Raw genomic sequence first — 13418 nt, 5'->3', positions numbered from 1 at the left:
CAATTAAGCGATAACAGAAGCAACAACGCCCGCGCCAACGGTACGGCCGCCTTCGCGGATTGCGAAGCGCAGACCCTGGTCCATCGCGATTGGGTGGATCAGGGTAACAACCATCTTGATGTTGTCGCCCGGCATGACCATCTCAACGCCTTCTGGCAGCTCAACTGAACCGGTCACGTCAGTGGTACGGAAGTAGAACTGTGGACGGTAGCCTTTGAAGAACGGAGTATGACGGCCGCCTTCGTCTTTAGACAGAACGTAAACTTCTGACTCGAACTTGGTGTGTGGCTTGATTGAGCCCGGCTTCGCCAGAACCTGTCCACGCTGGATGTCTTCACGCTTGATACCGCGCAGCAGAACACCACAGTTCTCGCCCGCCTGACCCTGGTCCAGCAGCTTGCGGAACATCTCAACACCGGTACAGGTTGATTTCGCGGTATCTTTGATGCCCACGATTTCAACTTCGTCACCGACTTTAACGACGCCGCGCTCAACACGACCGGTNGCACGAACCGGATCCGGGATGTAGCTGTCCAGGTGGCCAGCCAGCTCGATGATTTTGCTTTCCCACTCAGCGTCGCCTTCCAGCGCTTTCAGCGCTGAACCGCGTACGATTGGGGTATCGTCGCCCGGGAAGTCGTACTGTGACAGCAGGTCACGTACTTCCATCTCAACCAGCTCCAGCAGCTCTTCATCATCAACCATGTCGCACTTGTTCAGGAACACGATGATGTAAGGAACGCCAACCTGACGACCCAGCAGGATGTGCTCACGGGTCTGTGGCATCGGGCCATCAGTCGCAGCAACAACCAGGATCGCGCCGTCCATCTGCGCAGCACCGGTGATCATGTTTTTCACGTAGTCGGCGTGTCCCGGGCAGTCAACGTGTGCATAGTGACGGCCTGCGGTTTCGTACTCTACGTGTGCGGTGTTGATGGTGATACCACGTGCTTTTTCTTCAGGGGTGCTGTCGATCTGGTCGAATGCACGTGCCTGGCCGCCGTTGGTTTTAGCCAGAACGGTGGTGATTGCTGCAGTCAGGGTGGTTTTACCGTGGTCAACGTGACCGATGGTGCCCACGTTTACGTGCAGTTTGTTACGCTGAAATTGCTCTTTNCTGTCGATCTGGTCGAATGCACGTGCCTGGCCGCCGTTGGTTTTAGCCAGAACGGTGGTGATTGCTGCAGTCAGGGTGGTTTTACCGTGGTCAACGTGACCGATGGTGCCCACGTTTACGTGCAGTTTGTTACGCTGAAATTGCTCTTTCGCCATGGCGATAATCCTTACGTTATGCCTTCATCATTGATGAAGGCATCAGTTAACAATTTTTAAACCGTAGCCTTATTTGCCACGAGCTTCAATAACGGCCTGAGCGACGTTGTTCGGCGCATCATCGTACTTCAGGAACTCCATGGAGTAAGAAGCACGGCCTTTTGTCAGTGAACGCAGCTGAGTTGCATAACCGAACATTTCGGAAAGCGGGACTTCAGCGTGAATCTGAACGCCGGTAGCGTTAGATTCCTGACCTTTAAGCATACCACGACGGCGGCTCAGGTCACCGATAACGTCACCGGTATTCTCTTCTGGCGTTTCTACTTCAACCTTCATGATTGGCTCAAGCAGAACCGGGGTTGCTTTCTTAAAGCCGTCTTTAAACGCAAGAGAAGCAGCCAGTTTAAACGCCAGCTCTGAGGAGTCAACGTCATGGTAAGAACCGAAGTGCAGACGCACGCCCAGATCAACTACCGGGTAACCCGCCAGTGGACCAGACTTCAGCTGCTCCTGGATACCTTTATCAACGGCAGGGATGTATTCGCCAGGAATCACACCACCTTTAATGTCGTTAATAAATTCGTAGCCTTTCGGGTTTGAACCCGGCTCCAGTGGGTACATGTCGATAACAACATGACCATACTGACCACGACCACCAGACTGCTTGGCGTGTTTACCTTCAATACCGGTAACTTTAGAGCGGATCGCTTCGCGATACGCAACCTGAGGTTTACCGATGTTCGCTTCAACGTTGAATTCACGCTTCATGCGGTCAACGATGATGTCGAGGTGCAGCTCACCCATACCAGCGATGATGGTCTGGTTAGACTCTTCATCAGTCCATACGCGGAATGATGGGTCTTCTTTCGCCAGACGACCCAGAGCAAGACCCATTTTTTCCTGGTCAGCTTTGGTTTTCGGCTCAACGGCGATAGAGATTACCGGCTCCGGGAACTCCATGCGCTCAAGGATGATGACGTTATCCGGGTCACACAGGGTGTCACCGGTGGTCACATCTTTCAGGCCGATCGCAGCAGCGATGTCGCCCGCACGAACTTCTTTGATCTCTTCACGCTTGTTAGCGTGCATCTGAACGATACGGCCCAGACGCTCACGGTTTGACTTGACCGGGTTGAACACGGTATCACCGGTGTTAACCACGCCAGAGTAAACGCGGAAGAAGGTCAGGTTACCAACAAACGGGTCGGTTGCGATTTTGAACGCCAGCGCAGCAAACGGCTCGTTGTCGTCAGAGTGACGCTCAGCCGGTGTGTCTTTACCGTCGTCCAGCATACCGTTGATCGCGGTAACGTCAGTCGGTGCTGGCAGGTATTCAACTACCGCATCCAGCATCGCCTGAACACCTTTGTTCTTAAATGCAGAACCACAGGTTACCAGGATGATTTCGTTGTTCAGAACGCGCTTACGCAGAGACGTTTTGATCTCTTCTTCAGTCAGCTCTTCGCCGCCGAAGAATTTCTCCATCAGCTCGTCAGAACCTTCAGCTGCAGATTCAACCAGCTTCGCACGCCATTCGTCAGCCAGATCCTGCATATCAGCCGGGATATCTTCGTAAACGAAGGTAACGCCCTGATCTTCATCGTTCCAGTTGATGGCTTTCATTTTCACCAGGTCAACAACACCGGTGAATTTCTCTTCTGCGCCGATTGCCAGCTGAAGTGGAACCGGGTTTGCACCCAGACGCACTTTCATCTGATCAACAACTTTCAGGAAGTTAGCACCCATGCGGTCCATTTTGTTAACGAACGCGATGCGTGGAACTTTATATTTGTTAGCCTGACGCCATACGGTTTCAGACTGTGGCTGAACACCACCAACCGCACAGTAAACCATAACTGCGCCATCAAGCACACGCATAGAGCGCTCTACTTCGATGGTGAAGTCAACGTGTCCCGGGGTGTCGATGATGTTGACGTGGTGTGGCTCAAACTGCTTAGCCATACCAGACCAGTAACAGGTGGTCGCAGCGGAAGTGATGGTAATACCACGTTCCTGTTCCTGCTCCATCCAGTCCATGGTTGCGGCGCCGTCATGTACTTCACCGATTTTATGGTTTACACCGGTGTAGAACAGAACACGTTCGGTAGTGGTAGTTTTACCGGCGTCGATGTGAGCACTGATACCGATATTACGATAGCGCTCAATGGGTGTTTTACGAGCCATTTGATTCCTCTGATTCTGAGACGTTCATAGTTAAAAAAGCCCAGCAGGTAAGCCACTGGGACGCCCGCTGGGTTAATAACGACTACCTTGCTGTTACCAGCGGTAGTGTGCGAACGCCTTGTTGGCTTCAGCCATACGGTGAACGTCTTCACGTTTCTTAACTGCAGTACCTTTGTTCTCTGCAGCGTCAGAAAGTTCGTTCGCCAGGCGAAGAGCCATTGATTTATCACCGCGTTTACGAGCAGCTTCAACGATCCAACGCATTGCCAGAGCATTACGACGAACCGGACGGACTTCAACTGGAACCTGGTAGGTTGAACCACCAACGCGACGTGACTTCACTTCGACAGTCGGACGTACGTTTTCGAGTGCAACTTCGAAAGCTTCCAGACCATCTTTACCAGCACGTTGAGCCAGGGTATCAAGTGCGGTATAGACGATTGATTCAGCAGTAGACTTTTTACCATCTACCATCAGGATATTTACAAATTTAGCCAGCAGCTCTGATCCGAACTTAGGATCCGGCAGAATTTTACGCTGACCAATGACGCGACGACGTGGCATGGAAATACTCCGTTGTTAATTCAGGATTGTCCAAAACTCTACGAGTTTATTTTGACATTAAAGTTAAAACGTTTGGCCTTACTTAACGGAGAACCATTAAGCCTTTGGCTTCTTCACGCCATACTTGGAGCGAGCCTGCTTACGGTCTTTAACACCTGAGCAGTCCAGCGCGCCACGAACGGTGTGGTAACGCACACCTGGCAGGTCTTTAACACGACCGCCACGGATCAGGATCACGGAGTGTTCCTGCAGGTTATGACCTTCACCACCGATGTAGGAGGTAACTTCAAAACCGTTAGTCAAACGCACACGGCAAACTTTACGCAGTGCTGAGTTTGGTTTTTTCGGGGTAGTGGTGTAGACACGAGTACAAACACCACGTTTTTGCGGGCAAGCTTCCAGCGCTGGCACGTTGCTTTTAGCAACCTGACGAACGCGTGGTTTGCGAACCAGCTGGTTAACTGTTGCCATTAAATAGCTCCTGGATTTAGCTTTTGCTTCGTAAACACGTAATAAATCACCTCGCATTTCTACGAGGAGGCAGAATTTTAGGGCTGTGCCTATAGGGTGTCAAGAAATAACCAGGTTTTCGCGTTTACCAGGCCACTTGCTGTTGATGCTTAATCGTCAGCGCAACGAATCCAGTATAGTCCAGACGGGCAATACTGGTTGAAATTTGAGCAGATAATCCGCGTGCGGCCACATCCTCTTCCAGCACCCATAGGGTGGCCGGTGCCGCGCTGAGCCGGGCCAGCATTGTGCTGCCCTGCAGCGCGCCGGTAACCCCATCCTGCAGCAGCAGCAGGTCATCTTCCGGGCGCAGCAGCAGCAGCAGCGTTTCGATATCACACTGCCAGGGGGAGTTCATCAGCGTATAAAGCATGGCAGTTTCTCAAAAACAGATAATGCGATCGAAAGAGGCAAGCGTCTGGCGTAGTGCGTCACTCTCCAGCACCTGGGCAGTTAACACGCGCTCTGCACTCAGGCTCACTCCGCGCGCCAGTAGCGAATGCTGACAGATATAGCACTGCTCAATATCATAGAGCGCCAGCACACCAAAGGTGGCGATATAGTTGCGCGCCAGTATGGTCTCCGGCTGCTGCTGCTCAGTCAACTGCAGCACACCGTCGCCGATAAAAAAGAGGCCAACATCTTCGCTCAGGGCGCCGGTAGCCAGAACGGCATCCAGCCCTTCCCTGCCGGCACTGCTGCCGTGTGGTGCGCGGGTAAAGAGGAACGCAACGCGGTTCATCAAAACTGCACCAGACGATCGCAGCTGAGCGCCGCTTCAGCCAGTGCGCCCAGACCGCTGAGTTCAAAACCCGGCTGCAGGTTGCTGCCCGCCAGCTGCAAACGCGCTGCCTCCTGCCGATTGGTAATGCCACGCCGTAGCGCGGCAGCCACGCAGACGTTAAGCGCGACACCACAGGCGTCGCGCAGCTGCTGCCAGCTGCGCACAATATCAGCTTCGTCACTGGCAGGCGCGCTCAGCTCGCTGGCGTTCAGCACACCTTCACGATAAAAAAATATGCTTTCCAGCTCGTGGCCTGCAGCAATCAGCGCGCGGGCAAACAGCAGCGCGCTGGTCGCATTCTGGGTGCCGTAAGCTGGCCCGGTCACCAGCAGGGTATAGCGCATCAGCGATCCTGCCCCTGAAAATCGCCGTTCTTAAACTGACGTATGTAGAGATAGACCGTATGCCTGGAGATATTCAGACGAGCAGCAACCTGATTGATGGCATCCTTGATATCAAAAATGCCTTTCTCATAGAGATTAAGCACGATCTGCCGGTTCTTGGCGTTGTTAGAGACGTTGCGATCCGCGCTGACCTCTTCAATGGTGAACTCCAGCGTCTGCATCACCAGATCTTCTACTGAACTGGCAAAGTTTACGCTTGAGTCGACCTGCTGCATCTCTGGCGGCATAAAGGTCGACATGATTTGCGAGAACGGTACATCCAGATTCATATTGATGCAGAGCAAACCAATGACGCGCTGCTGGCGATTACGAATAGCAATGGTGACCGATTTCATCAGAACACCGCTTTTGGCACGCGTAAAGTAGGCGCGGGAGACATTGCTGTCAGCGCCATGCATATCATGCAGCATGCGCAGCGCCAGATCGGTAATCGGCGATCCGACTTTACGCCCCGTATGTTCACCGTTAGCGATACGTACAGCTGAACATTTCAGATCTTCCAGCGAGTGCAGCACGATTTCGCAGTGCGAGCCAATCAGCATCGCCAGACCATCAACCACTGCCTCGTAAGATTTGAGAATATCGTAATCTGCTTGCTCAAAAGGGCGCTGCTCCAGTAAATCGAAGTCAGTCAGTTCACCGGGATTAAATGGATTAGACATCGAAGACATTACCCTACGTGGCTGGAGCCTGTCGCGACAGCATTGGGGCAGACTCATCTTATGATCATTATGCAGGCGATAGTCTGGCAAATGTCGCCCGCTTTAGCCAGAGCTTTGCACATATGCAGCAGGAATTGAACGTGCGGGGGAATGCAGAGGGAACTGCCGCCCGAAGGCGGCAGAACAGAGCAATTACTGCGCTTTTTTCTCAGCAGCGGCCGGAGCCTGTGCTTTTTCATCCGCTTTTGGTGCTGCTTTGATATCCAGCAGTTCTACATCAAACACCAGCGTGGAGTTGGCCGGAATACCCGGTACGCCGTTTTTGCCGTAAGCGAGGTTCGGCGGGATCACCAGTTTGATCTTGCCACCTTTTTTCACGTGCTTCAGGCCTTCAGTCCAGCCCGGGATGACGCCATCCAGACGGAAAGAGAGCGGTTCGCCACGGGTGTAAGAGTTATCAAATTCGGTGCCGTCGATCAGCGTACCTTTGTAGTTGACTACAACAGTGTCACTATCTTTAGGTGCGGCGCCGCTGCCCTCTTTCTCCACCTGATAGAGCAGGCCAGATTCGGTCTTCTTCACGCCCTTCTCTTTCGCGAATTTTTCAGCAAAAGCGTTGCCTTTGTCAGCATTCTCTTTTGCATCTTTTTCCAGCTTCGCCTGAGCAGCACCCTTCACGCGACCTTCAAAGGCCTGCAGGGTCTGTTCGATCTCCTGGTCAGAGAGTTTGCTTTTACCGCCAAACGCGTCCTGAACACCAGCAATCAGCTGATCTTTGTCCAGTTTGATGCCCAGTTTCTCCTGTTCCTTCAGAGAGTTGTCCATGTAGCGACCCAGCGAAGCACCCAGTGCATAGGCAGATTGCTGATCTTCGTTTTTGAAAGCAGCATTTTTTGGTGCCTGTGGCGCAGCCTGCGCCGCGTCAGCCGGAGCTGCAGCGGTTTCTGCTGCCATCGCCAGCGGTGCATTGAGTGCGACAGCCATAGTGGTAGCTAACAATGTGACTTTAAACAGTGATTTCATCCTTTCTCCAAAACCGAAGCTTCAAACCTCGGGAATCATTGCGGACAGTGGTCCACACTATAACTTTACGCGGCAGCAACGAACACTCCCGCAGTGTAATTACCCGGTTAACCTCCGACCTTTTTTGCTTCAGGAAGTTTCATCTGAGATGTAGGCGCTACGGGTAAATTCAATGGCAGGAGATAAACGCCGGGTAAATATCAGGTGATTCTGACCGCAAAGGCCGTAGAATCACGCCGGTTCATATCAATGCGCAGTACGATGACAGGAGGAGTAACGATGCAACAGACAGACTGGGATCGGCGCCTTGAAGCGCTGGAGAGCAAGCTGGCTTTTCAGGAAGACACCATTGAGCAGCTTAATCAGACGGTGGTCGAACATGAACTGGAGATGAGCAGACTGCGGGAACACGTCCGCTTGCTGGTCGACAAAGTTAAAGCGGCAGCGCCCTCAATGGTCGCTTCGCCGTCGGAAGAGACACCTCCGCCGCATTATTAATGCCTGCCGGCAGCGGAAACAGAAAGGCCACCCGCAGGTGGCCTTTTTATACCGGCAACGCTTAGTGGTTGCAGCCGCAACCGCCGCCGTGACCATGGTCGTGGTCATGACCGTGATCGTGGTCGTGATGATGACCATCTGCGCCATGCACGTGACCGTGCGCCAGCTCTTCTTCCGTGGCTTCGCGGATAGCAACCACTTCCACGTTGAAGTTCAGGTTCTGACCAGCCAGCATATGGTTACCATCAACCACAACGTGCTCATCTTCTACTTCAGTGATTTCAACCGGCACCGGGCCCTGGTCGGTTTCTGCCAGGAAGCGCATGCCAACCTGCAGCTCATCCACACCCATGAAGACATCTTTAGGTACGCGCTGTACCAGATTGTCATCATACTGGCCATAAGCATCGTTTGCCGGGATATGCACGTCAAACTTGTCGCCGACCGCGTGATTTTCCAGCGCTTTTTCCAGACCAGAAATCAGGGAACCATGACCGTGCAGATAGTCTAACGGTGCACTTACCGGTGACTCGTCAACCAACACGCCATCTTCGGTACGAACCTGATACGCCAGGCTCACCACCAGGTCTTTTGCTACTTTCATGATATCTCCTAACCGTTGAGAACTAAGGATCCCGTCTCATTGGTCTATTTTTGCGTGCAATAACCAACCAGAAAGGTTTAAAGCTGAACAGATTTACTCTGCAGAATATGCAGACCATTCAGCGTTAGTGGCGCCGATTGTAACGGAATTCAACACCACTGTAAGTCTAAGCGTAAAAAAAGCTGTGCCGGCACGCTACTCGGGATGAAAAATGCCGATCACCTGCTCATTACTGCGGATCTGATCGCGCGCCTGCTTATCGGCCTCGCGCATCTGATGCCCGCATTTTACGCATTCCACCACATCGACACTGTTTTCGCGCCACATGGCCAGGGTGTCTTTTTCCTGACAGTGCGGACAGACCGCACCGGCGATAAAACGTTTACGCATTTTTTCCTGCCCGCCTGTTGTTCACGGAAACTTTAAGTGTATACCCTGCACACCGCAAATTGCAGCGATGGCTCTGAATGGCTTACGCTGCCGGCTTACTCATCATCCCAGCCATTTATCTGCCGCTTTTCATGCTGCATCTCGCGCTGGAAGATATCCTCCAGTTCGCGTCGCGCTTCACGCACGCGGGAGACCTGCACGCTGTCATCATGGCCAGGCATCAGCTCACGCAGCATGCGCATATCCAGCCGGCGGAAATGCTGCTGCGCACGCTGCGCCTGATGAGGATGCATGCCGAGAGAAATGAGCGCCTTGCGGCCAAGCTCCAGCGCACTGGAGAACGTTTCACGGGAGAATAGCGTGACGCCCGCCTGCAGCAGTTCGTGCGCCTCAACGCGCCCGCGCGCCCGCGCCAGAATCTCCAGCTGCGGAAAATGGTGCTGGCAGAGGTGCACAATGGTCATGGCATCTTCGGGATCGCTGCAGGTAATAACAATAGACTGCGCATTCTCTGCGCCTGCGGCCCGCAACAGCTCCAGCTCGGTGGCGTCACCGTAGTAAACTTTATAGCCATACTTGCGCATCAGGCTGACCGCAGAGATATCCCGCTCCAGCACCGTGATGCGCTTGTTGTTAGCCATCAGCAGACGCCCTACCACCTGCCCGAAGCGGCCAAAACCCACTACAATAACCTGCGGCTGATCGTCCTCCACAAAGGGCTTCTCATCACTGTCATCTTTGTCATTAAAGCGACGGGCCAGAATCTTATCCACGCCCTGCATCAGCAGCGGGGTTGTCATCATCGAGAGGGTCACCGTGACCAGCAGCAGCGGCAGCTGATCGCCGCTGAACAGATGGGCGGATGACGCGGCGGAGAACAGGACAAACGCAAATTCACCGCCCTGGCTGAGCACACCCGCAAACTGCAGACGCTCTGAACTGCGCAGGCCGTAAATGCGCGCCAGCACGTAAAGCACCAGCGCTTTTATCGCCACCAGCACCAGTACGCCGATCAGAATAGCCACGATATGCGTATAGAGCACGCCAAGGTTCAGCGCCATACCAACAGAGATAAAGAACAGGCCCAGCAGCAGCCCTTTGAACGGCTCGATAGCCACTTCAAGTTCGTGCCGATACTCACTCTCCGCCAGCAGGATCCCGGCGATAAAGGTGCCCAGCGCCATCGACAGGCCCAGCGCATCCATAAACAGCGCCGAGCCCAGTACCAGCAGCAACGAGGCGGCGGTAAACACTTCTCTGACGCCGGAAGCGGCAATAAAGCGCAAAATGGGGCGCAGTAAATAACGGCCGCCCACCAGCATGCCGGCGAAGGCCAGCACTTTCATCGCAACTTTAAGCCAGTCAACGTGCCCGCTGTCGCCGCCGGACAGTAACGGCACCAGCGCCAGCGCCGGGATCACCGCCAGATCCTGAAACAGCAGCACCGAAAAGCCCAGCTGTCCTGATTCGCTGCGGTTCATTCCTTTATCGCGCATCAGCTGCAGCGCCATAGCCGTAGAGGACATAGCCAGACCGATGCCACCTATCACAGCCGCCTGCCAGCTGAAATCGCTCAGCCAGAGCAGCACGCCGAGGATCGCCGCAGAAAATATCACCTGCGCCGCGCCGACGCCGAAAATTGAGCGGCGCAGTGACCAGAGTTTGGCTGGATTCAGCTCCAGGCCAATGATAAACATCAGAAACACGACGCCCAGCTCGGAGAAGTGCAGGATCTCATCCACATCGCTGATAAAACCCAGCCCCCACGGGCCGATCGCAATACCGGCGAGCAGATAACCCAGCACGGCACCAATTCCCAGCCGGGCAGCAACAGGCACGACCAGCACCGCCGCCACCAGATAGATGACGCCCGCTGTCAGTAACGTTTCACCTTGCATTACACTCCTCCCTGCGGCAGTGGTGACGCGAGCCAGTCGCCGTAGGCGCGGGCAAAATGACGCAGCGTTTCAGGCGTCTGCCGCCGCGCCCAGTGGATCACCATCGGCGTCATCCAGTGCATACGGCACATCTGCGCCGTCAGCTCAAATGGCCGCATAATATCGCTCATCGGATAGCGGTTCAGGCCGTCGTGATGATAGGCCGTTTCAGGCTCACCGGTGGTCACTACGCTGCGCCAGTATTTCCCCTCCAGCGCATTCCCATCCACGCCGCTGGCAAAACCACGTGACAGTACGCGATCCAGCCACTCTTTCAGCAGGGCAGGACAGCTGTAGGTATAGAGCGGATGCTGAAACACGACGATCTCATGGTCGCGCAGCAGCTGCTGTTCATAATGAATATCTATAAAAAAATCCGGATAGTGCGCATATAAATCGTGCACGGTGACGTGTTCAAGTTCCCTGGCCGACTGCAGCAAAACCCGATTGGCGATCGAATCCTGTGACTCCGGATGGGCGTAAAGCAGCAAAACTTTTGGTGGCTGCGACATCCTTCCCCTCCAAAGCGTCGTCACCGCAGCGGAATTCCGCTACCATGCTCAACGCAACTAAACATTATCGAATTATGTTGCCGATAAATTACCATATTCTGACGACACGGCGCCTATGATTGTCTTTTCCGCACTACAGATACGACGCGGCACCACTGTGCTGCTGGACAACGCAACCGCAACCATTAACCCCGGCCAGAAAGTGGGCCTGGTGGGTAAAAACGGCTGCGGCAAATCCACCCTGCTGTCGCTGCTTAAAGGTGAAATCAGCAGCGATGCCGGCAGCGTCACCTTCCCCGGCAGCTGGGCGCTGGCGTGGGTCAACCAGGAGACGCCAGCGCTGAGTAAAGCCGCGCTGGAATATGTTATCGACGGCGACCGCGAATATCGTCAGCTTGAATCTGAATTAGCGGATGCCAACGCGCGCGATGACGGCAACGCGATTGCGCTGCTGCACGGCAAGCTGGATGCGATTCAGGCGTGGAGTATACATGCGCGCGCGGCCAGTCTGCTGCACGGTCTGGGCTTTAGCCAGGAGCAGCTGATGCGGCCGGTCAGCGACTTCTCCGGCGGCTGGCGCATGCGTCTCAACCTGGCGCAGGCGCTGGTGTGCCGCTCCGATTTACTGCTGCTGGATGAGCCGACTAACCACCTCGATCTTGACGCCGTGATCTGGCTGGAGCGCTGGCTGAAAAGCTATGAAGGCACGCTGATTCTGATCTCACACGACCGCGACTTTCTCGATCCGGTGGTGGATAAAATTATTCATATTGAGCAGCAGACGCTGATTGAATATACCGGCAACTACAGCTCTTTTGAGCGGCAGCGCGTCGCTAAACTGGCGCAGCAGCAGGCGCTCTATCAAAGCCAGCAGGAAAAAGTGGCGCACCTGCAGAAGTATATTGATCGCTTCCGCGCCCAGGCGACCAAAGCCAAACAGGCGCAGAGCCGCATTAAGATGCTGGAGCGCATGGAGCTGATTGCGCCAGCGCACGTGGATAACCCGTTCAGCTTCAGCTTCCGCGCGCCGGAAAGCCTGCCCAACCCGCTGCTGAAAATGGAAAAGGTCACGGCAGGTTATGGCGATCGTATTATTCTTGACGCGATCAAGCTCAATCTGGTGCCGGGATCGCGTATTGGTCTGCTGGGCCGAAACGGTGCGGGTAAATCTACGCTGATCAAGCTGCTGGCGGGAGAAATCGATCCGCTGGAGGGCAAAGTGGGTCTGGCGAAAGGCATTAAGCTCGGCTATTTCGCGCAGCACCAGCTTGAGTATCTGCGCGCTGAGGAGTCACCGCTGCAGCATCTGGCGCGTATCGCGCCAGCCGTACTGGAGCAGCAGCTGCGCGATTACCTGGGCGGTTTTGGCTTTCAGGGCGATAAAGTCAGCGAAGCCACCGCGCGTTTTTCCGGCGGCGAAAAAGCGCGCCTGGTGCTGGCGCTCATCGTCTGGCAGCGCCCCAACCTGCTGCTGCTGGATGAGCCAACTAACCATCTCGACCTCGACATGCGTCAGGCGCTGACCGAAGCGCTTATCGATTTTGAAGGCGCGCTGGTGGTGGTGTCGCATGACCGGCATCTGATGCGCTCCACCACTGACGATCTCTATCTGGTTCACGACCGCAAAGTGGACGTGTTTGCCGGCGATCTGGATGACTATCAGCAGTGGCTGAGCGACCTGCAAAAGCAGCAGGCGCAGCAGGATGCCGCACCAAAGCAGGATAATGCCAATAGCGCTCAGTCCCGCAAAGATCAGAAGCGTCGCGATGCTGAGCTGCGCGCGCAGACGCAGCCGCTGCGCAAAGAGATTGAGAAGCTGGAGAAGCAGATGACGAAATGGCAGAGTCAGCTGAGCGAGGCTGAAGCCCTGCTGGCCGACAGCGCGATTTACGATCAAAGCCGCAAAGCCGATTTAACCGCCGCCCTGCAGCGCCAGGCGGAGAGCAAATCGGCGCTGGAAGACGCCGAAATGGCGTGGCTGGATGCGCAGGAGCAGCTGGAGCAGATGCTGGCGAATTAACGGTCAGCATCTGTGCCAACCCTGCAGCTTTCATCTCTTCTGCAGGGGCGGCAT

15 protein-coding genes are annotated in these 13418 nt (G+C 54.7%); 2 read left to right on the top strand and 13 right to left on the bottom strand.

Annotated elements, in window-relative coordinates:
* Positions 1-3: 3 nt before the first annotated feature.
* The 9 genes from F3I15_RS15290 to fkpA form a co-directional block, all read right to left on the bottom strand.
* Complete coding sequence (locus F3I15_RS15290; RefSeq protein ID WP_150018495.1) at positions 4-1272, bottom strand: elongation factor Tu; 1269 nt, start codon at positions 1270-1272, stop codon at positions 4-6.
* A 69-nt stretch (positions 1273-1341) separates the two neighbouring features.
* Entirely contained in the window at positions 1342-3456 is a 2115-nt protein-coding gene (gene fusA, locus F3I15_RS15285; protein ID WP_150018494.1) for an elongation factor G, read from the bottom strand.
* A gap of 93 nt (positions 3457-3549) precedes the next feature.
* The gene (gene rpsG / locus F3I15_RS15280) at positions 3550-4020 is read right to left on the bottom strand and encodes a 30S ribosomal protein S7 (RefSeq protein WP_007886246.1); all 471 of its coding nucleotides are present in this window, start codon (positions 4018-4020) and stop codon (positions 3550-3552) included.
* Between the two features lie 96 nt (positions 4021-4116).
* Positions 4117-4491: a 30S ribosomal protein S12 gene (gene rpsL, locus F3I15_RS15275; protein ID WP_010616440.1), complete on the bottom strand. Its 375-nt coding sequence runs from the start codon at positions 4489-4491 to the stop codon at positions 4117-4119.
* A 124-nt stretch (positions 4492-4615) separates the two neighbouring features.
* Entirely contained in the window at positions 4616-4903 is a 288-nt protein-coding gene (gene tusB, locus F3I15_RS15270; RefSeq protein ID WP_150018493.1) for a sulfurtransferase complex subunit TusB, read from the bottom strand.
* Positions 4904-4912: 9 nt separating this feature from the next.
* Positions 4913-5272, bottom strand: a complete 360-nt coding sequence (tusC, locus tag F3I15_RS15265) for a sulfurtransferase complex subunit TusC (RefSeq protein ID WP_150018492.1) — start codon at positions 5270-5272, stop codon at positions 4913-4915.
* Entirely contained in the window at positions 5272-5658 is a 387-nt protein-coding gene (tusD, locus tag F3I15_RS15260) for a sulfurtransferase complex subunit TusD (RefSeq protein WP_150018491.1), read from the bottom strand. The genes tusC and tusD overlap by 1 nt, the downstream gene beginning before the upstream one ends.
* Positions 5658-6380, bottom strand: a complete 723-nt coding sequence (locus tag F3I15_RS15255; RefSeq protein ID WP_065648594.1) for a transcriptional regulator — start codon at positions 6378-6380, stop codon at positions 5658-5660. Before F3I15_RS15255 ends, tusD begins: the two co-directional genes overlap by 1 nt.
* Before the next feature lie 192 nt (positions 6381-6572).
* Positions 6573-7403 carry an FKBP-type peptidyl-prolyl cis-trans isomerase gene (gene fkpA, locus F3I15_RS15250; protein WP_039380847.1) on the bottom strand — a complete coding sequence of 277 codons (831 nt, stop codon included), beginning with the start codon at positions 7401-7403 and terminating at the stop codon, positions 6573-6575.
* A 279-nt stretch (positions 7404-7682) separates the two neighbouring features.
* On the opposite strand from fkpA, the gene F3I15_RS15245 reads away from it, so the two are divergent.
* The gene (locus F3I15_RS15245) at positions 7683-7901 is read left to right on the top strand and encodes a protein SlyX (protein WP_039380849.1); all 219 of its coding nucleotides are present in this window, start codon (positions 7683-7685) and stop codon (positions 7899-7901) included.
* 61 nt (positions 7902-7962) lie between these two features.
* Here the strand turns inward: F3I15_RS15245 and slyD are convergent, their stop codons facing one another.
* From slyD to kefG, 4 genes are all read right to left on the bottom strand, one after another.
* Positions 7963-8505 carry a peptidylprolyl isomerase gene (gene slyD / locus F3I15_RS15240; protein ID WP_150018490.1) on the bottom strand — a complete coding sequence of 181 codons (543 nt, stop codon included), beginning with the start codon at positions 8503-8505 and terminating at the stop codon, positions 7963-7965.
* A 195-nt stretch (positions 8506-8700) separates the two neighbouring features.
* Positions 8701-8895: a YheV family putative zinc ribbon protein gene (locus tag F3I15_RS15235; RefSeq protein WP_039380854.1), complete on the bottom strand. Its 195-nt coding sequence runs from the start codon at positions 8893-8895 to the stop codon at positions 8701-8703.
* 95 nt (positions 8896-8990) lie between these two features.
* Complete coding sequence (kefB, locus tag F3I15_RS15230; protein ID WP_150018489.1) at positions 8991-10793, bottom strand: glutathione-regulated potassium-efflux system protein KefB; 1803 nt, start codon at positions 10791-10793, stop codon at positions 8991-8993.
* A complete protein-coding gene (gene kefG, locus F3I15_RS15225) occupies positions 10793-11344 on the bottom strand; it encodes a glutathione-regulated potassium-efflux system ancillary protein KefG (protein WP_150018488.1) in 552 nt (183 codons plus the stop codon). Before kefG ends, kefB begins: the two co-directional genes overlap by 1 nt.
* Before the next feature lie 115 nt (positions 11345-11459).
* Here kefG and F3I15_RS15220 point away from each other — a divergent pair, with 115 nt between their 5' ends.
* Entirely contained in the window at positions 11460-13364 is a 1905-nt protein-coding gene (locus F3I15_RS15220) for an ABC transporter ATP-binding protein (protein WP_150018487.1), read from the top strand.
* Positions 13365-13418 lie beyond the last annotated feature (54 nt).

Source organism: Pantoea sp. M_9, assembly GCF_008631385.1.
Taxonomy (GTDB): Bacteria; Pseudomonadota; Gammaproteobacteria; order Enterobacterales; family Enterobacteriaceae; genus Pantoea; species Pantoea eucrina.
Note: the sequence above shows the minus strand (reverse complement) of the source record. Positions and strands in the feature narration are given on the sequence as shown.